Genomic DNA, 22,290 nt, shown 5'->3' with positions numbered 1-22,290 from the left:
TCATCATTTTTGAAAGGGACTTTGCGCTCGTCGTTACTTATGTCTCGTATTTCAGAGACATTAAGTAACGTAACGTAGCGCATCGTAGCGAAAGCGTCCCGTCCAAAAATGGATGATACCTTGCTAAACCGGGACATCTCAAACAATCCTTCGGGCATGTATTCATCAGAGACTTAACAAAATAAGAAATCACGCAAAAAGTTGCGTCCTGCGGCAATTATCTTAGTTCTAGGATGACAGAACAATTTAGTTTGTCGACTGCAAAATATTTCATTTATTGTCGACATAATAAGCAATATGTTGTTCTTACAGCAACTTCCGGTATGGAAAGTTTTAGTAAAATAAAAAACAAGGAGTCAAATACATTTTCGACTCCTTGCTTCCTCATATAAATAAACAGCATTAGATCACATAATCCGATCCGACCTCTTCCTGCCACTCTAACAGATCTTCCAAAGTCACTTTGTCTACAACCGATTTAATGGATTCATCCAACATTTTCCACAACTTCAAGGTGGCGCACATCTCCTGTCTCGGACAATCATTTTCCCCATATTCGAGACAACCGACCGGTGCAAGACTGCCCTCGGTTAGTCGCAAGATCATCCCTACAGTGTAGTCTTTCGGCTTGCGGATCAATTGATATCCGCCCTGCGGTCCACGTATAGAGCGGACGTATCCTGCTTTATTCAGGACCGATACGATCTGTTCCAAATACTTATCTGAGATCTCCTGTCGCGCAGCAACATCCTTAATACGCACCGGACCCGCTGCGTCATGCATTGCAATATCAAGCATCAGCCGCAATGCGTATCTTCCTTTCGTTGAAATTTTCATAATCGCTTAGTCCTCCGCCGGCTCTTCATCGTTAATATCATTCTTTGGTTTCTTTAACCCTTCGATCTTAATATGATTCTTCTCAGCATAATCCCATAGCGCTGCATGAATTGCTTCTTCTGCCAACAAGGAGCAGTGTACCTTTACCGGTGGAAGTCCATCTAATGCTTCCATAACTGCCACATTCGTTACTTCCAAAGCTTCCTGTACCGTCTTGCCGATAACCATCTCCGTCGCCATACTGCTTGTTGCAACTGCTGCACCACAGCCAAATGTCTTAAACTTACAGTCACGAATCACCTGGTTTTCATCAATATCAAGATACATACGCATAATATCGCCACACTTGGCATTACCAACAGTTCCTACACCGCTGGCATTTTCGATCTCACCCACATTTCTAGGATTACTGAAATGATCCATTACCTTTTCACTATACATATCGTTTATCCTCCATCTTGTTCTATTCTTATTGCTGACTCTTCAAATAATCGGTATACAATGGTGACATGCTTCGAAGTCTGTCCACATTTGCCTTCACCTGCTCAATGACAAAATCTACATCTTCTTCGGTTGTCTCCTCGGATAAGGTCAATCGCAGAGAACCATGTGCTTTCTCGTGCGGCAGCCCTATCGCTAATAATACATGAGACGGATCCAAAGAACCCGAAGTACATGCAGATCCGCTGGAGCCGCAGATTCCTTTCTGATCCAACAGGATCAGCATAGACTCACCCTCAATAAATTCAAATCCAACATTTACATTGTTAGGAAGACGATTCGTACGATGTCCATTCAGTCTGGAATTCGGAATTGTGGTAAGACCCTCAATCAGGCGATCTCTCAACTTCGTCTCATAGGCACTTCGTTCTGCCATTGTCTCTTTAGCGATCTCCGTTGCTTTACCAAAGCCAACAATTCCCGGAACATTATGTGTGCCGGCACGGCGATTTCTCTCCTGTGCCCCACCATGAATAAATGGTCCAATCTTAACAGAATTGCGCAAATACATAATACCGATTCCCTTTGGCCCGTTAATCTTATGTCCACTGGCACTCAACATATCAATATGATACTCGTCCACATTGATCGGAACATGTCCATAAGCCTGTACTGCATCGGTATGGAAAATAATGTCATGCTCTTTAGCAATCTCACCGATCTCCTTGATCGGCTGAATGGTACCAATCTCATTGTTTGCAAACATAACCGAGATCATGATCGTTGTCGGGCGAATAGCTGCTTTCAGCTCATCCAGCTTGATCACTCCATCCTCATCTACTCCAACGTAAGTCACCTCAAAACCATTCTTTTCCAAATATTCACATGTATGCAGGATCGCATGATGCTCTATCGCAGAAGTAATAATATGATTTCCTTTTTCTTTCTTCGCAAAAGCTGTCGCTTTCAGCGCCCAGTTATCAGACTCACTTCCACCACCTGTAAAATAAATCTCATTAGCATTGGCACCCAAAAAGTCAGCCACTGTTTGTCTGGCATCCTCTACAGCCTTCTTACTCTTACCTGCGAAACTATATATACTGGATGGATTGCCATATTCCTCAGAAAAATAAGGCATCATTGCCTCCAACACCTGCGGATGTACCTTCGTTGTTGCCGCATTATCCAAATAAATCAATTTGCTCATGTCTATCTCTTCCTTTCTATGATATCGTAATGGTCTACTTTTCACACTATGCACCTATGCATACTATGAAATGATAACAGAGCAGTCTCTTAATTTTTCTGTTTCCATTAGATAATTTACACTACTTGACTAGGAAATGCAAGTCATATCGTAAGAAACAACTAACTTTTTGTGATAACAATATGTTATGCATCCTCCTCAATATGATCGCGTCCCTGTGCAATGATCGTACTAACATGTCCATCTGCCAGAGAATAAAAAATGGATTTGCCTTCTCTGCGGCTTTTGACCAATTTATTTTGCTTGAGAATGCGCAATTGATGAGAGATCGCCGACTGCGTCATATTAAGCACTCTCGCCAGATCACACACACATACTTCCGCCGAAGAAAGCACAAACAGTATCCGTATGCGGGTGGAATCCCCAAACACCTTGAACAACTCTGCCAGATCATACAATTCTGTCTCCTCCGGCATTGTCTGTTCCACGATCCGCAACAAGTCCTCATGCACTTCCACTGTCTCGCAGCATACCGGTTCTTTATCTAAATCTTTCTGCATAGTCTCACCTATTCTTTCTGTCAATATCCATGTTTATTTTATAGTTTCAAAAAAGCGGTGTCAATATTCCCTCCTATTGACACCACTTTACCATATCTGACCCAAACAAATTATAACGGCAACTTTGGATGCACGAAGTTTGAGTTATAACTTCTTCACAAACAGAGCACGGATCGCATTCAATACGGCTAATACCATAACCCCGACATCCGCAAAGATTGCAAACCACATGTTAGCAATTCCAATCGCTCCCAAAAGCAGACACAGCAGCTTAATGCCGATTGCAAAGTAAATATTCTCATAAACAATGCGGATACATTTACGTGCAATGCGGATCGCCTTGGAAATCTTTAAGGGATCATCATCCATCAAAACCACATCTGCCGCTTCAATCGCTGCATCGGAGCCGAGTGCTCCCATAGCAATACCAATATCCGCCCTCGACAGCACCGGTGCGTCATTAATACCATCACCGACAAAAGCAAGTTTTGATTTAGCAGGCTGTTTGGCTAACAGTGCCTCAACCTGTGTCACTTTGTCTCCCGGCAGCAATTCACTGTGAACCTCAGAAATGCGAAGTTCCTCTGCTATCTGTGCTGCTACGCGGCTGTCATCCCCTGTCAGCATAACTGTATGGGCGATACCGGCACGATGAAGCGCCTCAATTGCCTTTTTTGCATTTGGCTTGAGCACATCTGCGATCAGTATATGTCCGCTATACTCCCCATCAATAGCAACATGAACGACCGTCCCTACTTTATGGCATTCCTGACACGCCACACCGATCTTCCTCATCAATTTGCTATTGCCAACTGCGATCTTTTTGCCGTCAACAACAGCAATAATGCCATTGCCGCCAATTTCTTCTACGTCTGTCACTCTGCTCTGATCGATCTTGCCCTGATATGCCTTACACAAACTCTTACTGATCGGATGCGTTGAATGGCACTCTGCGTGTGCAGCATATTCCAACAATTTCTGTTCTTCCAGCTTACTGTGGTGTACGCCGATCACTTCAAAGACGCCCTGTGTCATTGTACCGGTCTTATCAAACACCACACACTTCACACCGGCTAACGTCTCTAAATAATTAGATCCCTTTACAAGTACACCTTCGTGGCTTGCTCCACCCAGTCCCGCGAAGAAACTTAACGGGATACTGATAACCAATGCACACGGACAACTGATAACCAAGAATGTCAACGCGCGGTAGATCCAATCTCCAAAGCTCGGATCCAACCCCATCGCAAACATTCTCACAAGTGGCGGCAAAACAGCAAGCGCCAACGCACCATAGCATACCGCCGGTGTATAATATTTCGCAAATTTTGTAATAAAATTCTCAGATCTCGATTTCTTGGAACTGGAATTTTCCACCAGATCCAAAATCTTAGATACGGTTGACTCACCAAATTCTTTCGTAGTGCGGATATGAAGCAGTCCGGTCATATTAATGCAGCCGCTGATGACTTCATCGCCTTCTTGCACCTCTCTTGGCTTACTCTCTCCGGTCAATGCACTCGTATTTAAGGATGCCTTTCCCTGTTCTACAACACCATCGATCGGTACTTTTTCTCCCGGCTGGACTACGATCACCGTGCCGATCTCAACTTCGTCCGGATCTACCTGTGTGATCTCTCCATCCACCTCAATATTCGCATAATCCGGACGAATATCCATCAATTCACTGATATTGCGGCGGCTTTTGCCAACTGCATAACTCTGAAAAAGTTCACCGATCTGGTAAAACAGCATAACAGCGGTTCCCTCAACATAGTCTCCAAGCAAAATTGCTCCGACCGTAGCCACTGCCATTAAAAAATTTTCATCAAAGACCTGACGATTTAAGATGCCCTTAAACGCTTTTCTTAATATATCATAGCCGATCACCAGATACGGGATCATAAATAGTACAAACCGTATCACACCTTTTGACGGGACAACCGGTATTACAGATAACGCGATCATCAATACTGCTGCCACGATAATTCGGATCAATACTTTTTTTTGTTTTTTATTCATTGCAATCTCTCCTCACTCTACAGAAAGATCTCGCAGTCATCCTCTACCTTTTTGCAATTCTTAAGCACATCCGGCATAACACTCTTAGGATCACAGCCATCTTCAAATTCTACGATCATCTTTAAGGTCATAAAGTTCACAGTCGCATCCTTTACTCCTGCTGTGTTCTTAGCAGCTTCCTCCATCTTTGCTGCACAGTTTGCGCAATCCACATCAATCTTATACGTCTTTTTCATAATAAAAACTCCTTTCTTTCTCTACCTGCATCTCTTGACGTGCAGGCATTTCCTTTCCAAGTATTCCTCTACTTGTTTGTTTGATTGTTTATATTAACATATGAATAATCATTCATATGTTTTCTTTATTATAACAAAAAAGAAACCACTGTCAAGTGGTTTCTTATAATTTATGATTACAGTGTCACAAACCAAATATACTTCTATCTGCAAATACTGAATTACTTACTCAAACTTTCCATGCCGGAAGTTACCGACCGAATCACACATTGCCTATAATGCCAATGGTGTGATCATTGTTTGCCTCCGCTATAAAGAAGTCTCATATTCAGATCAAATTTCGTCTGCTTTCCATCGATCGACAACTCGCCATACGGATACGGATCAAGATCCGGGAATTTGTTGACTGTTGGCAGCATATGATATTCTGAGCCGATATGTTTCATTCGAAGCAGATATCCCTCTTCCGTAACCTTCTTTTTGCCCGTTACATAAATTCGAAGCTGTCGTTTTTCTGTCAGATTGCATGGTGCAATTTTCCCCCGATACAGGTACTTACCATCCTCCCTGGAAATAAGGGAAACTTCATACTCTTCTTTCGTAGAACTAAGGTCTACCCCATCCAGCCCAAAAGAGATCACCAATATATTCCATTGATCCTTGGTTGCATACTGCCCCTTCTGTAAGGTCTGCTCCACAAGTTTCGGCGTTTTATTCGTAACATAACTTACCGGTACGGCATCCGGAAAATTACGACTTTGATAATAGCGTTTATCCAATATTCGCTGATGAGAGCGAAGCAGCGGAATTTGGATCAGTATCGCTGCTCCCAGGCACAGTATGCCAACACTGACTGCAGCCTTCTGTCTGGTCAACTTAGCAAAAACAATACGATCTCCGCTCTCTTCTGCTTTTGCTGAGGCGTAACGGCCTCCCTCTGCCATCAACATAAGATAAACGCCCATAAAACATATATTATATTTGCGGTTTGCCTCCCACAAAATAAAGAACATCACAGCCCCCAGGAACGTCAGCGTAAACAAAAACATTTCTTCGCAGTCCCGCCGCCTGATCTGTCGTATCACACAGAATAATAAAAATGCGAAAATACAAACACGAAACGCCTGTGTATATATCACTGCAGCGCCACAATCATTTCCCATCACATACTCATACAGTACCGGAAAATCACTTGCATACGAAGCTTTTGGCAATGAATCATCATCACCCATCGCCCAAACACGAAGCATCTTCGTTCCCATCTGACGGGCTACACCGATCACGCCCAGCTGATGCAATCGTCCCTTCGCACGCGTAATGTCCGCACGTGTTTTCATATCTTTTGTTGGAAAACTCTCCGTATATGCCTCATCTTCTCTGGCAAATCCGCCATAGCTTTTCTGGTTCAGCCCCATCATCAGCCAGTGCGTCACCGGGAAACTGCCTGTCACCTGATCAGAATTCACATGACGATCAACCAGCTTGCCGCACGCTGTAAATGTAACGGCAAAAACCGCCACTACAAGAACAGCCTTAACGATCGTATTTCTCCTGCCGGAAGCTTTATGGCGCAGATTCCACTTGGGGTTCACACATCTTCTCTCCCCACTTTTTACAAGGATCGGATCCTTAAAAAATTGAACTGCCGCAAATAAGATCATCGCCAGGATCGGCAAGATCGTCGTAGGCCGGATCCAGTAACCGACCGCCATCATCACACCGAGTAATATACATTTGATAATATTTTTCACCGTCAGATTCTCATGGCGCAGCCATAACGCCAGATACAGCACCGCCATAACAAACGGAAACGAGATTGTATTGGTATATACTGTTGTCAGCCATACATAAATCGTCGGGCAAAGCAAAAAGAGTAATAACACCCAGTTTGCAAATCCTATACCCCGCAATCTCTTTGCGGTTCGATACGTAATATAAATACCTATATCCACACAGAAGATATTCAGCACAATATTCGGAATGACAACATGTGTGATGCCGATCCGAAATAATAATTTATAATAGTAATAGAAAAATACCAGCATGAAATGATTGTTAGAATACCGCTGAAAATATTCATCCTTCGTATTCATCTGTCCATGCTGCGTTTTTACCATCTGCAATGCTTCATTCTGAACGCGTGCCGGGTCGCTGATCGACATCGGATGCGATACAAATACCAAAAATCCAATCTGCAGCAGTATGATCGCAAGAAACAGAACCACCGTTGCTTTCTGGCCGGTGCCCTGCATTTTGCGGTACAGCGTCACCAAAAGTACCCCCAACGCGATTGCTAACAGTATCACTGCCACGTTACCTAACGCATAGTTGCCACCGGAAAGATACTCCTTATATCCGTACATACATACCATCGACATCACCAATAATATTCCGGTGATCACCGCAGTAAAATACAGACTGAATCGATAAAAAAACTGCGTTATCTTGTGCATACCCTCTCAATCCCTCCATTTGTCCCTGCTGTTCTCTCAACATCTATGGTATCCGGTCCCTCTAACCGAAAATATGTGCACGAAAGTACTCTGAGAACTCACATTTTTCATTGTTGTAACATTTTACCATGAAACTTGTGCGTAAATTATTACAAATTTCTTAATATTTCAAGGACATAGTTCCAAGTTCTCTCTACACTGCCGACATCCATCGTTTCTTTCGGCGTGTGAATATCTTTCATATCAGGACCAAACGAAACGCAATCCAGCCCCGGAAGCTGTCCGGCGAACAGTCCGCATTCCACCCCTGCGTGCAATGCCTGCACGATCGGTTTTCTGCCATACTGCTTTTCAAAGATTTCAATCATCTTGTCTCGTAACGGCGACTGTTCTCTGTATTCCCAAGCAGGATATTCTCCTATACAGGTGACCGTTCCACCAAGACGTTTTACCAGGCAAGAAATCTGTTCCACTAAATATTCTTTCTGTGTTTCCACACTGCTGCGCACGGAATAGGAAAGACACACTTCTTGCGCATCCGTCATCATAATGCCGAGATTCAGCGAAGTCTGCACTAATCCTTCCACTGCAAAGCTCATATTTTGAATACCGTTCGGCAGATTCATTAACGCTGTCACAATTCGCTCTGTTGTCTCTCTGTCCATCGGATCACATGTTATGTCCTGTGATGCCCGATCGATCGTCACTGTAATCTCTGCATCTGTATGACAATATTCTTTGCGGTAGATCTCCTGAAGTGCTTTCACCTTTGCCGACGCCGCAGCGACATCTCCATTTTTCACTGCCAGAACAGCATGCGCCTCACGTGGGATCGCATTATCTTTCTTACCGCCCTCTATCGACACGATCTTATATTCACAATCCTGTGCAAGCTCATACAATGCTCTTCCCAGCATAATATTTGCATTTGCCCTTCCTTTATCGATCTCTACGCCGGAATGTCCGCCCAATAATCCGTTAACTGTAAGCTGCATATAAGAAACATCTGTTACGCTGTCACGCTTCACCGGCAAATGTGCCTTTGCCGTCAATCCTCCTGCACAGCTTACTAACAAATATCCCTCATCCTCCGAATCCATATTTAACATCGTACGCGCTTTCAGCGGTGACATATCCAATGCTGCTGCACCAAGCATACCGATCTCTTCGTCTACGGTAAACACTACTTCCAACGGCGGATGTGGAATGTCTGTCGATTCCAGTATTGCTAAAGCATATGCTACCGCAATACCGTCATCCCCACCCAAAGTCGTACCACGGGCACTGATCACATTGTCTTCCAATTGCAGATCCAATCCCTGTGTCTGCATGTCAATATCGCAGTCAGCTTCCTTTTCACACACCATGTCCATATGTCCCTGCAGCATAACCGGTGCATGATCTTCATACCCCTGCGAACCATTTTTCCAGATAATGACATTATTAGCATCGTCCTGCTGCACGCGCAGTCCATGCTCTTTTGCAAATTCACACAATAATCACTGATTTCTTTCGTATTGGTCGAACCGTGTGGGATCTGACAGATCTCCTCAAAATAATAAAACACTCTGTTGGGCTCTAGTTTGGATAAAATTCCCATGTTGTCTCTCCTCTCTTCCTATGTGCCACCTTCATTTCAAAAGGTGCAAATGTCTTTCCATCCTGCAGACAGACAGTCTGCATTGTGTTATTAAACCAAAAACGCCATTCCTGCTTGGTGCCAACTCTGGTTGTCACTTCCATACCTAATGGCAGATTTTCATCATATTCCAATTGACGCCGCTTTGCAAGCGTCTTCGCCAAAGAAATGTAAGATGCACGGTCTAATACTGTCCCCAGATAGTATGCTTCACCGGTTCCATATTCATTCCTGGTCACCACAGGCGTTCCCCGGTAAAAAGCTTCTCTGCTGCCCTCCTGCGCCTGATACACAGCTAACACCTCTGCCGTATCTGCTTTCAACAGATCACACCACTGCGTTGCACAAGGCTTCACCGGCTCCCCTTGCCACTGCACCTTCCGTGTCTGCTCAAAGCTTTGCCGTAACTCGTCATCCTGTATGCAAACATCCTGTATCACCGTTCCAATGACATCATATTCTTCCACATGCACTCCTACCAGCTCTCGGTACACGGTCGGCAATAAATCCATCTGACATTTGTTGTACATATCTTTCACACCACAACGGTTGGTCAACACAACAGTGCCACCTTCTGCCACAAACTGATATAACTGCTGTACCACTATTTCATTGGTGATCTGCAGCGTAGGTGCCAACACAATATCATAGCCTGATAAATCCGCTTTCTCATCAATGATATCCACATTCATTCCGATCGCAGCAAAGGCATCATGCAGGCTTTTGAGCTGTTCCAAATAATACATCCCCTCTGCCTGATGCTGCAATTTGAACGCATATTCCTGATCGAAACCATATAAAATCGCTACACTGCTGATGATCTCAGACTCTCTAACTTCTTCTAACTGCCCTGCCCTGCGGCATAAATGTTCAAACTCTTTATACCGTCTTCCCGGCATGTTACTGTGATCCAACAGACCATGCCAATACATCTCTGCACCGGAGCATGCAGTCCGAAAGCGAAACTGTATCACCGTATCTGCGCCATGAGCAAATGCCTGCAGGGAATATCCCTCTAACATACCCGGATATAATGTCGGTGTCATCGACATCCAGCTTCCCATAGCACCACTAAGCTGTTCCATGATCCAGAAGTTTTGGCGTTTGATGCCACGCATCAGATCCAAATGAAACGCATGCGAATATAATGTCTGTCGGTCTTTTGGTAATGTAAGCGCCGGATAATTATCGTAAGACACAACGTCCAACGTCTCAAACATATCATAAAAGTCAGGCATATTTTCACAAAGCCAGTTATTGGTCGTGATCAGCGCATCTGGTGCAAGCTCACGAATGATCTGCTCCTGAAATCGCACATAATCCACCGTGCTTTCCGATGCATAACGGTTATAGTCCAGTGTCAGCGAGGGGTTCTGCCATTGCAGCACGGCAGCTGTCGGAGGTTCTATCTCCTCAAAGCAGCTGTATTCCCCACTCCACACCGCATTTCCATAAGCACGGTTTACGGCATCGATCGTATGGTATTTTCCCTGAATATATTTCCGAAAACGGCTGACACATTCCGGACATCGGCAATGATTGGCCTCTAACTCATTATCGATCTGATATCCAATGACATTCGGATTATCACAATAACGTCCTACCATTCTGCTGATGATCTTATCACAAAAATCGCGATAACGAAGATACTCATGCAACGGTGTCCGCGCACCCCGATCGGTATTTTATTGCCGTCACGCCCCACCTGTATCACTTCCGGATAACGATGAAACATCCACTGTGGCGGTGTGCATGTCGGCGTGCAGAGCACAATATCCATGCCACGCTCTGTAAACACCTGCACTGCTCTATCTAACCAGCCAAATTCATACACACCTTCCTCCGGCTCCAGACGACTCCAGGCAAACTCTGCCATTCGCACCACCGACACCCCTGCATCCTGCATACGATCTGCATCCTGTTCCCACACTTCTTCCGGCCAGTGCTCCGGATAATAATCTACTCCAATCCTCATAGAACTCCTGCCTTCCTCCTTCTTTTTTTTACTCAAACTTCGCACATTCAAAGCTGCCATCAAGAAACTATAGCAATTGCCTTGCCGCATTTTCTTTTTTGATAGTACGAAATGAGTTATCCTGTTGTTAATTTAGAAAAGACGCCATGTCTAAACATGACGTCTTTTGATTTTTGTACTGATCATTTGCACTGTAACAGCACCACAGTCTCCAAACAGTCACCTTCCCATTTGTCAGATCAAGACTTACCAGTGACGATCGTAGATCCTCTACATCTTGGAAAGTTCTGCTTCTTTCTGCAGCAAGCTTTGCTTCTCTGCAGCAACACTCTGCTCTAACTGCTTCATCTTCCCCATATTCTCAGTGATCTCATGCTTTAACTTATCGGTATCACCAACGAGGTCATGCAGCTTTCGATTCCATTCATCCGCAACCTGCTGTCTTTCAGCCTCTAAGTTCTGTCCGACATCACGGTATTTATTGATAAACGACATATTATATTCAATGGTGTCTCGAATCGTCTTCTTACGACCAAGTGCAAATCCGGAAGCATCCTTCAACTCATCTTCCAGCTTCTTATTCTCAACTTCCATTTCTTCAATACGCATATTATTCTCACGAATGCGCTGATCTACAGCACCAACTGCCGCCTCTCCGCGTGCAACGAGTTTCTTACGATCCTCTTCGAAATTGCCCTTACTGGACTCTAACTGTTTCTGCGCATATTCAACAACAGCTTTCGCATCATTATAATTCTTAACCATTAAATTGATCTGTGCACGAATCTCGTTGATCTCATCTTCAACCTCCTTGCGCGCCTGATTCTTGCGCTCTTCCTCAGCCGCTTTAAGTACGGATGGCAGCTTCCGGTAAACATCTTCCCACTGTTCGTGCTTTCTGGAGCAACGACGTGAGATACGATATTCGACTGCTCCGATATTATCAAACTCAACACGCAGATTCGTAAGTTCCGCGTAACAGTCTCTCTCCAGATCAAGAACAGACTTCATGACATCCTCAGGAACACCCTTATCATCCAATTCATCAATATGATCATATAGATCTTCCAAGATCTCTTCCAGATCGCCACCAAAATCTTCCTGTTTGTCGGCAATCTTATCGCGCATCTCCTTGATCTTAGGATCCGAAAATCCTGTAAAACGTATGGTTGACAGCTCCTTCTTAAACTCCTCCAAATACTGCGTCCAACCGTCCGCTACTTTCTGTAACTTCGGCTTAACATCATCTGCATAGGAACTAAACTCTGCAGGCAATGCTGCTGCAGGAGTTGCCGCTGCTACTGCCACAGGGCTTGCCGCCGTTGTCTGCATCGGTTCTGCAACAGGATCCATCGCACCACTGTCAGATACTGCCGTCTCCACAATAGATGCAACCTGTGTTGTATCTGAAGATTCGATCTCCTCATGCTGTGCTGTAGATGGAGCCTCCATCGGTGCCGGTGCTTCTGCAGGCACAGGAGTTTCCTCTTCCTCTGCTCTCTTCACCTCATTACCATGCTCATCCACCTCAACCACCTTGATCGCAACAGACTTCGGATCTGTTCCATTGTATCCAACAAGCATCTCTACCAGCTCACGGACTTTCTTCTTCGCATCCGGAATCCCCGTATATACACGTGTTTCCATCGAAACCGTGATACCATCTACATTACGATTCAGCGCCAACAAATGCCATTTAAACAAATAGAGAAATGTCATTCCTGTCATATCTTCATTCTGTAAAAACTCGCGGATCTCTTCTCCTAAATCTTCCAGCTTGACACGGAACATCGTGTTCTTCTCTATATATACCATCAAATTGACTAATTCCGGCGCAAGCGTATCCATTTTATCAAAGATTCCCGGAAAGTCCCTCATTGCAGTCGTATTAGCCTGCATTCCTTTCACTTGGTGATACGTACCATCGTAATACAGTTCTCCCGGCTTAAAGAAAAAGACACCGCCATCTAACAGTACTTGTGCTGCTAAAATGCCGTCAATCTTTCCGTTTTTACCTATAAGATCCATACAACGCGCCTCCCTTACTGCCTAATCTTTTTTCTTCATCTTCTCTATCTTTACTAATCTATCTCTAATAACATATCGTCCATCCGGCACAAAAAATGAGCTCTGAACGAATGGTATATTGCCGACAGGTTACCTTTTCTATTATACTTTTCTTTTTATATTCTGTCACCTGTTTTTTGGAATTAATATGTAAACAATTTATGAACAAACAGTAAACGCCCCCTATTTGTGGGGATCTTCCGCACAATACACAACATAGTGTGTTTCCTTGGATTTTGTCAAATTCGTAAAAAATGAACAAACATCAAAAATTTTATCATTGCCCCACTTGACATACTATGTTATACTGATATCGAAAATGTTTAAGTAAGGAGGTTGCAATGCTATGGCATCCATCAAAGATATTGCAAAATTGTGTGGTGTATCCGTTGCCACTGTGAGCAAAGCACTCAATGACAAGGCTGATATCAGCGAGGACACAAAACAACACATAAAACAAGTCGCAAAACAGATGGGCTACGTACCACAGTATTACGCCCGCGCGATCCGAACCAACAAAAGTTACAACATCGGTGTCCTTTTTATGGACGATGCAAATTGTGGATTGACGCACGATTATTTTTCTTCAATATTGAACAGTTTCAAGGTGACTGCCGAGGCGAAGGGCTATGATATTACCTTCATCAACAGCAACCAGCCTCACGATAAGCACAAAACCTATTTAGAGCACTGCCGTTACCGTGGTTTGGACGGCGTCATGATTGCTTGTATTGACTTTGATAATCAGGACGTTGAAGCCCTGATCAACAGCGATATCCCGGTCGTTACCGTTGACCGTACGTATCCGGATACTAACACGATGTCGGTGTTGTCTGATAATGCCAGTGGCATGAAAGAACTCGTTGAATATATCATTTCGCAGGGACACAAGCGAATCGCTTATCTTTCCGGTGAAACTTCTGCCGTGACCAGTGAACGTGTAACCAGTTATCAGAATGTCATGCTGGAACACGGTCTGGATATTCCGCCAGAATACCACATTAGCACAGAATACCGCAACCTGACTGCTGCGCGCCAATATACACGTCAGCTTCTTTCTCTACCGACTCCGCCATCCTGTATTATTTATCAGGATGACTATTCAGCTGTCGGTGGCATGGAAACGATCCGCGATATGGGATTATCCATTCCGGAAGATGTTTCCGTTGCCGGTTATGATGATATTTTCATTGCAAGCCAGCTGCGCCCAAGACTTACAACGGTACATCAGGATACCGAAGTTATCGGACGGATCGCAGCTGAAAAATTGATCTCTCTGATCGAGCACAAACGCGGCTGTTCCTATAAACCGGTCATCGTTGACTCCTGTTTAGAAAAAGGTGAATCTGTGAAACCTTACACGGAGTAACTAAAACTTAGGATCAGATCAGTGCCTCAATACCCATTCGAAAATCTTTCGAAAGATCATAAATAGTTCCTTTATCTGTCATAACGACTGGTCTGGAGAGCAGGGATTTGTTTAATAAGACAACCTTTCCCTGCTCCCCGTTTGATAGTAATACTTCTGTGTTAACATAAGCTTCTATCGTTCTTTCCATAAACAAATACAATACTCCCGGTTCATATGCATCTTTATCCCGTTCCAAGATTCCAATAACCTTAAAAGGACAGATTCCTTTGCGATAACAACGATTTGACGTCATTGCATCATATACATCTGCAACAGCAACAATTGATGAAAAATATTCTATATCCGATCCCATCAATCCATATGGATAGCCGGTCCCTCCAAAACGCTCATGATGCTGCAATGCCGCCAATTTGACACGACGATCCAATTTTTTATCTTTTAACATTTCATATCCGTATTGCGGATGTTTCTTGACAATCTCATATTCCTGCACAGTCAACTTTCCCGGTTTGGTTATGATATCATTTGGCACACGCAGCTTACCAATATCATGAAGCAGTCCACAGGTCACCAATACCTTTAAGTCTTTCTCATTCATGCGAAGCCAATTGCCGATCACGTTACAGATCAGTGCCACATTCATTGAATGCGTATACGTCATGTCATCATAGCCACGCATACACTGCAGCATGTCCAACAGATGCAGTGGATTACGTGTCTTTTTGAGCAGTGCATCCACATCACCCAACATACTGTCTACCAGACCATCTGTACTCTTGGTCACAATATCATTTAAGGACTGCCTAAAACCACCTACACAATCAGTAAACTCTGACTCAAATACGCGAAATTCCTCTGATTGCTGAACTCGTTCAAAATAGGTCGGACCTGCTAATTGCTCTACAGCAGCAGATACCGTGTCCGTCTCTCCTTCCGGCAGCACCTGCGCAGACACGCCTTCCACTGTCTCTAAAACATTTGACTGTTTCGAATTGACCGTCCCTGACGTATTCTCGGACTCCTCCTGAACATATACTTTTACCGCTTTTACAGCATAGTATTTTAATTTTTCGATGATCTCTTCCGTCAAAACCGTATTACTTTGGATAACCAAATGATTGGTATATGTATACGCTGCCTCCGAAGAAACCATGCCCGGCTTCAAATTAGCCGTTAATACTTTTTTGATCTTCATCTACATACCCTCTTATCTGTTAAAAACAAACACCACAACATAGCTCCAGCGCAATAGCGTCCCTGTCACGATCATTACGATCTGCAGCAGGGTATCAAACCATTTATGTCGAACACGCTGCCTGCCTGTTGTTGGATTTTCTTCTATCATGCTGATCTGCACTGTATTGCGCCGGATCAGCCGGAAATACATCCAAACAACCAAAAACCATAATAAAAACAACGCCACCCCGGCAAGCTGAGCCGCGCCGTCTCTGGGCAGATCATATGATCCGTCGCTTCGTGTCTTTCCTGTCATCAAACGAAAGGCATAATACAGATAATCTAATGACGCAAATCCCCATATTATACTCACCACGGAAAACATAATACGTTTCCATAATTTCATTCCACCCATGACGCTCCTCCATCTCTCATGCTGTGAATCATTTCGTTCTCAATTATTTCTATTATACCTTGTCTTTTACACATTTGGCAACTGTGATCTTTTTTCGCATTTCACATGCAAGATCCTCATAGCTACTATGCAGATGAGTTTGGCTTCCCTCTGTAATTATTACCCGTTTCACCTGTCAGATATAAAAAAGCTAAGCCAGCGCTTTGCTTTGCAAGAATTGCTAAAGCAATTCTTGGTGGCATAACACCACACTATGAGCAGTTTCCTATAAGGATTAGGGTGTCAAAAGTCCATTTTCATGACGGAGATATTTTTTTGAAGATTTGCGCTACAATATCTTGAGGCGATGCGGCGCATCGTTGATAGATATTGTGGTCAAAGATTCGAGAAAATAGCCCGTCAGGGAAATTCAGACCTTTTGACACCCTAATCCTATAAAGTAACATAGGGCTGCCACAAGTATCTTATCGCTTGTGGCAGCCCCTCATCTGCTGTGCAAATAGCTTAACACGACTCCTGTATTATTTTACGATCGGAGCAAAACGAATGCGAACCTCCGGCAATGCCTTTAATTCCGCATAATAATTTGTCATCCAATCCTCGCCCTGTGATGGATCATTCTCACCGGATGCCGGTGGCGCAAATATTTTCAGGCTCATATCTGCTTCACTCTCCAAAGGCTTCTTAAAGAATGCACTCATCATATCGATGCACTTCACACCCGGAGCCTTGTAGAACCAGTGTCCATTCAATTCCATCATCAAGTTCATGTCAATTGTCTGTTCATCAAAATATACTTCACAGAATACCGGATTTTTCTCGAAGTGCAAAGGAACTGCAACACCCTCTGCATCCTCAGAACCGCCCCAGCGAAGTGTAGCCGGAAGTGTGATCTCACTTCCTTCGTCCATGGACGGACTAAAGAAATCCTCATGAATGATCTCACGATACGTATTCAAAATTGGCTGTTCGATACCAACATTCGCATTGTTAGGATCCTCAATTTCCAAGCCCAGACGTCCTCTATCGCGCATCTGATATAACGTGAATCCTGACAGCCATTTCTCCTTGTCCGCTTTCAGCATCTCACAAAACTCTTTCAGCATGTCTGCCTGATCATAGGCACCGGTTACGTCTCCATCGGCGTTAAACTCAGACAATACCATCGGCTTCTTAACACCATTATTTACATATGTGTAACGCTCATAGCTCTTCTTTGCCAGGTTGTAGATCTTGTCTACCGCATAACGCGCAAACGAATCTCCTCCCTCTTCTGCAACATCATATGGCCATCCCCAATGAAGTGCCATATAACGGTCAACGGACACAATATCTGCTGCACGGGAAGCCTCTGCGAAGATGTCTTCCATTTCCATCTTCTCATCCTCTAACTCCTTACAGCCATCCAGACAAATGATCGTCTTAACGTTTGGAGCTTCACGATGAATGATCTCACAGCAATGTGTAAAGAATGCTGCAACTTCCTCATAAGAAGCACGTTTATTAAAGGAGAACCAATTACCGGTTGCCTCATGGTTGATACGAAGCAACACACGTCCAAACGTGCGAAGATCCTTTGCGATCGCAATAATATGATCATCGGTAAGCTTCGGATCGATCGTCATCGTAAGCAGTACATCCTGTCCATGTTTACGGACATCTCTCATGTAAGTAAACGGTTCATCATCTAATGTTCCGTTCAAACCACCCTTATAGGTGAAATAATCATCGTATGGAAAATCCCATGCGAACTGTACAGACGGATCTGCATGCACAACACTGGCACGTCCCGGCCACTTATCGTCATTTGGATAATAGCAGTACATCAGATTGACAGCTCTATGTGGACGTCCCAGTTTCTGCAGGATGTAATCCTGATCCACATATTCTCCACGCTCACTGCCATCGCCCAGATCAACGGCACACTCTGCCGGTCCCATATGCAATGCCTTAACTTTCAACTCTTCGCTCATTATATTCCTCCGTTCCGCAGAAATATCCTCTGCTATGTTTTACATATTTAGGAGCACAAAATGCTCAGCTTAAGATAGTATAACAGAAATCCCCCTCAAAAATCTACCGGCAATTTCGGCATCTTATACCCTAAAAATCTCTGATATGCTCTTCGCTGCGTATTTTACCTTCCTCAAGCTCGGCCAAAAGCTCGACACGTTTGCTCCCTACCATAAACTGCTGGTTGTATTTTTGATAGATCTCGCAAGGATTGTCCTGCAAAAATGCCATTGAATCGCCACCCATCGTTAATTCTGTGACGAAAACAACCATTTCCTGCCCTTCCGGAAATGCATTTTCCATAAAAGAAAAGGCATTCTCCAATTCCTCTAATGCTGCATCTTCCTCTCGGATCAGTTGTTCCTGCTTTTGTTCAAACTCCGGTTTTTGCGCGGCAAACGTTTTTGCTGCTTCCTCACTGCCAGCCTCTGCCTCCTGCTGCATTTGCTTCAGTGATGCATACCACGCATCCATTGTCTTTTTGTAATCTGCCACCTTCGCAAAATGCCTGTTAAGCCCCGACAGCAACAGATTGACAACGCTCAACCGCTCGTCAAACGATGCATTTTGCAGCCGTTGATATACTGCAACATCTTCTTTTCCCTGTAAAATATCTTCAATGCCATAATCATCTTCATACTTGCGGTACAGATCCAAGTAGACCGCCACATCTTTTGCCACTTCCGGATGTTGTATAAATTCGCTGATCAAATCTTCATCCACCGGCTGTCCCAGCGTTTCGTACACTTGGATCAGCGTGCTCAGATCCTCCCAGCCACGCGCTGTCACAAAAAGCATTCCATCCACATCCGTTTGTACACGATAAAAATTCTGTGGGCGCAGTTCCAAATAACTTAGGATTCCGCTGTGAATCCTTTGCCTGCGGGCATATTCTTTCCACGCCGGATAATCCGGCTCGACCATGATGCGTCGTACACGATCAAGTGTCACCATATCAAAATCCCGGACGGATTTATTGTACTCCGGCGGATTTCCGGCTGCCACAATGATCCAGCTCCGGGATCGCCTGATTACCGAACGTCTTACACTGCAAAAATTGCAGCATCGTCGGTGCAAGCGTTTCGGACACGCAATTGATCTCATCGATAAAAAGTATGCCCTCCTTCTTTCCCTTTTCTATCTTCTCATATACACTGGCAATGATCTCACTCATCGTATATTCTGTCACAGAATATGTCTGCTCTCCGTAAGTCTTCTCACGAATAAATGGGAGTCCGACTGCACTTTGTCTGGTGTGATGAGTGATCGTGTACGATACCAGCCCAATTCCACACTCACTTGCCACCTGTTCCATGATCTGCGTCTTGCCGATACCCGGTGCTCCCAGAAGCAATAGCGGACGCTGTCGGATCACCGGGATCATATACTCACCGTTGTCCCTTTTCTCTAAATACGCACGAACTGTGCGGATCACTTCGTTTTTTGCCTGTTTAATATTCATAATAAATTACTTTCCTTCCATGATTTCTTCGTGATCAATGCGGATCCGCATCGCCCACGGTGGCACTGCCTCTTCCTCATAATCCTGCGCAAAGATAAACGCCGTCTTATATTCCGGTCGTTTTGCCGGATATATTCCCTTGCCGTCCGTAAAGTACAAAAGCCCTTGCAAATGGCGGATCTGCCCGGATTGCATCAACTGATCCACGTAGCGAAAAGCAGGCCGAAAATCCGTACTCCCACCTTCTGTCAAGGTAAACCGCTGCAGCGTCTGTGCCAGCTCCTCTTTACTGGTAACGACATCATCCTGCCTAACCTTATCATCACATTGCAAAATATGAATCTTGCATTTGCCGGAAAGCTCAACACTTTCCAGCAGCAGATCTGCGGTAAGCTGTAAAAACTTTTTTACCAATTCGCCATTTGTAGAATAACTGGTATCAATAACAACGACAAACGTCTCTACCTGCAATGTCTCCTTAGTTTCCATCGGCTCGATCAACGGCAGATTGCCATATATGCGTAACCCATAGGTATAATAACTAAGAGCAAATTCTTCGGGGTCTATCTGCAGCGTCTCCCGAAGCGATGCAAATTTACGCAAAAAATCCCGATAACTGCGCCGTTGCTGCAACACTCGGATCTGTTTCAGCATCAATCTTTCTTCATCGCCATCGTTTCTGCCCTGCCGTTCCATCTGCATCTGTGTCTGTCGTGCCAATTTGTCCCATTTCGGCGGAATCTGCACAGGAATGGCCTGCTCCGGCTGTGGTCGTGGCCAAAACGCATGCGTATCCGTATAAAATTCTTTACTAAGTTCCGCCAGATCGAATTCATACCACAAACGGATCTGTTCATAAATAATTGCCGCTGATAATGCCTGTCCTACGGACTCCAGCCGTTTATATACTTTCTGCGGAGCAGACCGGTAATGCGCTGTACACTCGTCTGCTCCATATGATCGATCAAATACTCGATCATAATATCACACGCCAGATCCCAATCTGCTGCATTTCTGCTGCCCTGCAGCCACGGATGACAAAAGATCAAATGCAGGATCATGTGAAGATAACAGCGGTTTAAATACACCGGATTTTTAGGATACACGCGCAGCAAATGATCCGCAGAATAAAACAGATGATCGCCTTCCGTTCCCAACGTATCAATGCCCTCTTTGGGCTGATAGCTCAATGCCGACAATGCAACATCCATATAGCGGAAGTCCATATACAATTCGTGACGGATCAGACGTAATATCTTTTCTGCCATATACTGCTCCCACTCTGTCTGCGTTATCGCCTGCGAACGCTGCCTTTTCTCATTCGACTGTTCTATATTGGTCATAACTTCCTAATTCCTTTCAAAATGCGTAGCGTTCCCTACGCCTGTTACGCCCGTACTGATAATTCCATTCCATAAGCCGGGAAGCTCCCTCTGACCACTGATCTTCTAACGCTTTCTGTGTGGCATGTTCCAAGGCGTTTCCCGTCAGATAACGATGCTCGCACAAATAATGCAATGGTTCCAATTGTTTCCGATCAATGTAATGCAGCGCCAGCACCTCTGCCTCTTGATGAAGCTGCTCCTCATAACGTTTCCTCGCATCTTCCTGTACACCGATCGGCGTCTGTAACCGTAAATATGCCATCTTCGCGATCGTAAGCGGCGATTCTTCTGCGATCACCTTCGGATAGATCGCATCATATCCGGCAAACTGTACAATACCATCTTGAAATTGCTGTCTTGCCCGAAATCCTTCTCCGGTAATATTACGCCCAAAAATATGCGCCGGCGCAATTTCATCATAACTCTCCGTATATTCCGGATACAATAACGACGCTGTCTCCTCCCCCGCAAAATCAACCTGTATCTCCCATGGAATGCGTGATAAAACTGCTTTCACACCGGTTTTGCCACGTATATCTGCCCGAACCCTAAGCTGCTTCAGGCTGCGACAATTCATAAATACATCACTGCCAATAGTTTCCAGTGCACTGCCAAATTCTATCACAGATAATTTTCTACAGTTGTAGAATGCAAGTTCTTCTATTTCTACAACTGTGTCCGGCAAGACAACCTGTAGGACTTCATTACCCGCTATCTCCCCCAAATAAGCAGCGGCAGGCTGTGCCACTTCCCTTGTATTGGGCTGCACTCCATCTCTAGTACCAGGCTGTGCTTCGACCATACCGTCATACGTTTTCTCGCAATAGAGCTCTAATGACTCCTGCCATTTCGTTTCGCGAATCCCCTCCAAGCCGTCTAGTTTATTGGATGCCGAGAAACAGTATGCTCCAATCGCATATACAGGCATGCCCTCTATTTTCTGTGGCACAGTCAGACAGCCATTGGTGCCATAAACCCGGTATATCTTTGCCCCATCAGAGGTCTTTTTCCACAATAGTCGAATCATCGC

At 44.5% G+C, this 22,290-nt stretch carries 18 protein-coding genes and 1 pseudogene; 1 reads left to right on the top strand and 18 read right to left on the bottom strand.

The annotated features are described in order from the left end of the window. Positions 1-402 precede the first annotated feature (402 nt). From DW981_RS06500 to DW981_RS06450, 11 genes are all read right to left on the bottom strand, one after another. The gene (locus DW981_RS06500) at positions 403-837 is read right to left on the bottom strand and encodes an Rrf2 family transcriptional regulator (protein ID WP_022026062.1); all 435 of its coding nucleotides are present in this window, start codon (positions 835-837) and stop codon (positions 403-405) included. A 6-nt stretch (positions 838-843) separates the two neighbouring features. Continuing rightward, positions 844-1,278: a Fe-S cluster assembly scaffold protein NifU gene (gene nifU, locus DW981_RS06495; protein WP_022026063.1), complete on the bottom strand. Its 435-nt coding sequence runs from the start codon at positions 1,276-1,278 to the stop codon at positions 844-846. A gap of 28 nt (positions 1,279-1,306) precedes the next feature. After that, entirely contained in the window at positions 1,307-2,485 is a 1,179-nt protein-coding gene (nifS, locus tag DW981_RS06490; protein ID WP_118507167.1) for a cysteine desulfurase NifS, read from the bottom strand. A 185-nt stretch (positions 2,486-2,670) separates the two neighbouring features. After that, the gene (locus DW981_RS06485; RefSeq protein ID WP_022026065.1) at positions 2,671-3,045 is read right to left on the bottom strand and encodes a metalloregulator ArsR/SmtB family transcription factor; all 375 of its coding nucleotides are present in this window, start codon (positions 3,043-3,045) and stop codon (positions 2,671-2,673) included. A 144-nt stretch (positions 3,046-3,189) separates the two neighbouring features. Continuing rightward, on the bottom strand, positions 3,190-5,067 hold the full coding sequence (locus tag DW981_RS06480) for a heavy metal translocating P-type ATPase (RefSeq protein ID WP_118507166.1): 1,878 nt from the start codon (positions 5,065-5,067) through the stop codon (positions 3,190-3,192). A gap of 17 nt (positions 5,068-5,084) precedes the next feature. Further along, positions 5,085-5,303 (bottom strand): cation transporter, encoded by a 219-nt coding sequence (locus DW981_RS06475; protein WP_022026067.1) that lies wholly within the window; start codon positions 5,301-5,303, stop codon positions 5,085-5,087. 293 nt (positions 5,304-5,596) lie between these two features. Continuing rightward, the gene (locus DW981_RS06470; RefSeq protein ID WP_118507165.1) at positions 5,597-7,756 is read right to left on the bottom strand and encodes a hypothetical protein; all 2,160 of its coding nucleotides are present in this window, start codon (positions 7,754-7,756) and stop codon (positions 5,597-5,599) included. Positions 7,757-7,905: 149 nt separating this feature from the next. Next, entirely contained in the window at positions 7,906-9,252 is a 1,347-nt protein-coding gene (locus DW981_RS06465; RefSeq protein WP_347474520.1) for an aminoacyl-histidine dipeptidase, read from the bottom strand. An 82-nt stretch (positions 9,253-9,334) separates the two neighbouring features. Continuing rightward, positions 9,335-11,053, bottom strand: coding sequence for a beta-galactosidase (locus DW981_RS06460; protein ID WP_147352617.1), 1,719 nt, complete (start codon positions 11,051-11,053; stop codon positions 9,335-9,337). Beyond that, positions 10,996-11,370 carry a beta-galactosidase gene (locus DW981_RS06455; RefSeq protein ID WP_182434169.1) on the bottom strand — a complete coding sequence of 125 codons (375 nt, stop codon included), beginning with the start codon at positions 11,368-11,370 and terminating at the stop codon, positions 10,996-10,998. The genes DW981_RS06460 and DW981_RS06455 overlap by 58 nt, the downstream gene beginning before the upstream one ends. Positions 11,371-11,640: 270 nt before the next feature. After that, complete coding sequence (locus DW981_RS06450) at positions 11,641-13,398, bottom strand: hypothetical protein (protein ID WP_118507162.1); 1,758 nt, start codon at positions 13,396-13,398, stop codon at positions 11,641-11,643. Positions 13,399-13,783: 385 nt separating this feature from the next. Here DW981_RS06450 and DW981_RS06445 point away from each other — a divergent pair, with 385 nt between their 5' ends. Further along, positions 13,784-14,806, top strand: coding sequence for a LacI family DNA-binding transcriptional regulator (locus tag DW981_RS06445; protein ID WP_118507161.1), 1,023 nt, complete (start codon positions 13,784-13,786; stop codon positions 14,804-14,806). A 13-nt stretch (positions 14,807-14,819) separates the two neighbouring features. On the opposite strand, the gene DW981_RS06440 is transcribed toward DW981_RS06445, so the two are convergent. From DW981_RS06440 to DW981_RS06415, 7 genes and pseudogenes are all read right to left on the bottom strand, one after another. Beyond that, on the bottom strand, positions 14,820-16,004 hold the full coding sequence (locus DW981_RS06440; RefSeq protein ID WP_118507160.1) for an HD-GYP domain-containing protein: 1,185 nt from the start codon (positions 16,002-16,004) through the stop codon (positions 14,820-14,822). Positions 16,005-16,016: 12 nt separating this feature from the next. Next, entirely contained in the window at positions 16,017-16,400 is a 384-nt protein-coding gene (locus DW981_RS06435; RefSeq protein ID WP_022026075.1) for a hypothetical protein, read from the bottom strand. 521 nt (positions 16,401-16,921) lie between these two features. Further along, the gene (locus DW981_RS06430) at positions 16,922-18,373 is read right to left on the bottom strand and encodes a hypothetical protein (protein WP_118507159.1); all 1,452 of its coding nucleotides are present in this window, start codon (positions 18,371-18,373) and stop codon (positions 16,922-16,924) included. Between the two features lie 130 nt (positions 18,374-18,503). Further along, positions 18,504-19,875, bottom strand: a pseudogene (locus DW981_RS06425) (AAA family ATPase). Positions 19,876-19,881: 6 nt separating this feature from the next. Continuing rightward, entirely contained in the window at positions 19,882-20,718 is an 837-nt protein-coding gene (locus DW981_RS15590) for a vWA domain-containing protein (protein ID WP_243034671.1), read from the bottom strand. 41 nt (positions 20,719-20,759) lie between these two features. Continuing rightward, positions 20,760-21,218, bottom strand: a complete 459-nt coding sequence (locus DW981_RS15585; RefSeq protein ID WP_243034670.1) for a hypothetical protein — start codon at positions 21,216-21,218, stop codon at positions 20,760-20,762. Between the two features lie 16 nt (positions 21,219-21,234). Further along, entirely contained in the window at positions 21,235-22,287 is a 1,053-nt protein-coding gene (locus DW981_RS06415; RefSeq protein WP_022025304.1) for a leucine-rich repeat protein, read from the bottom strand. Positions 22,288-22,290: the final 3 nt, after the last annotated feature.

The sequence above is a fragment of the Clostridium sp. AM49-4BH genome (assembly GCF_003478335.1).
Classification (GTDB): domain Bacteria; phylum Bacillota; class Clostridia; order Lachnospirales; family Lachnospiraceae; genus Butyribacter.
This window is presented reverse-complemented; position numbering and strand designations above follow the sequence as displayed.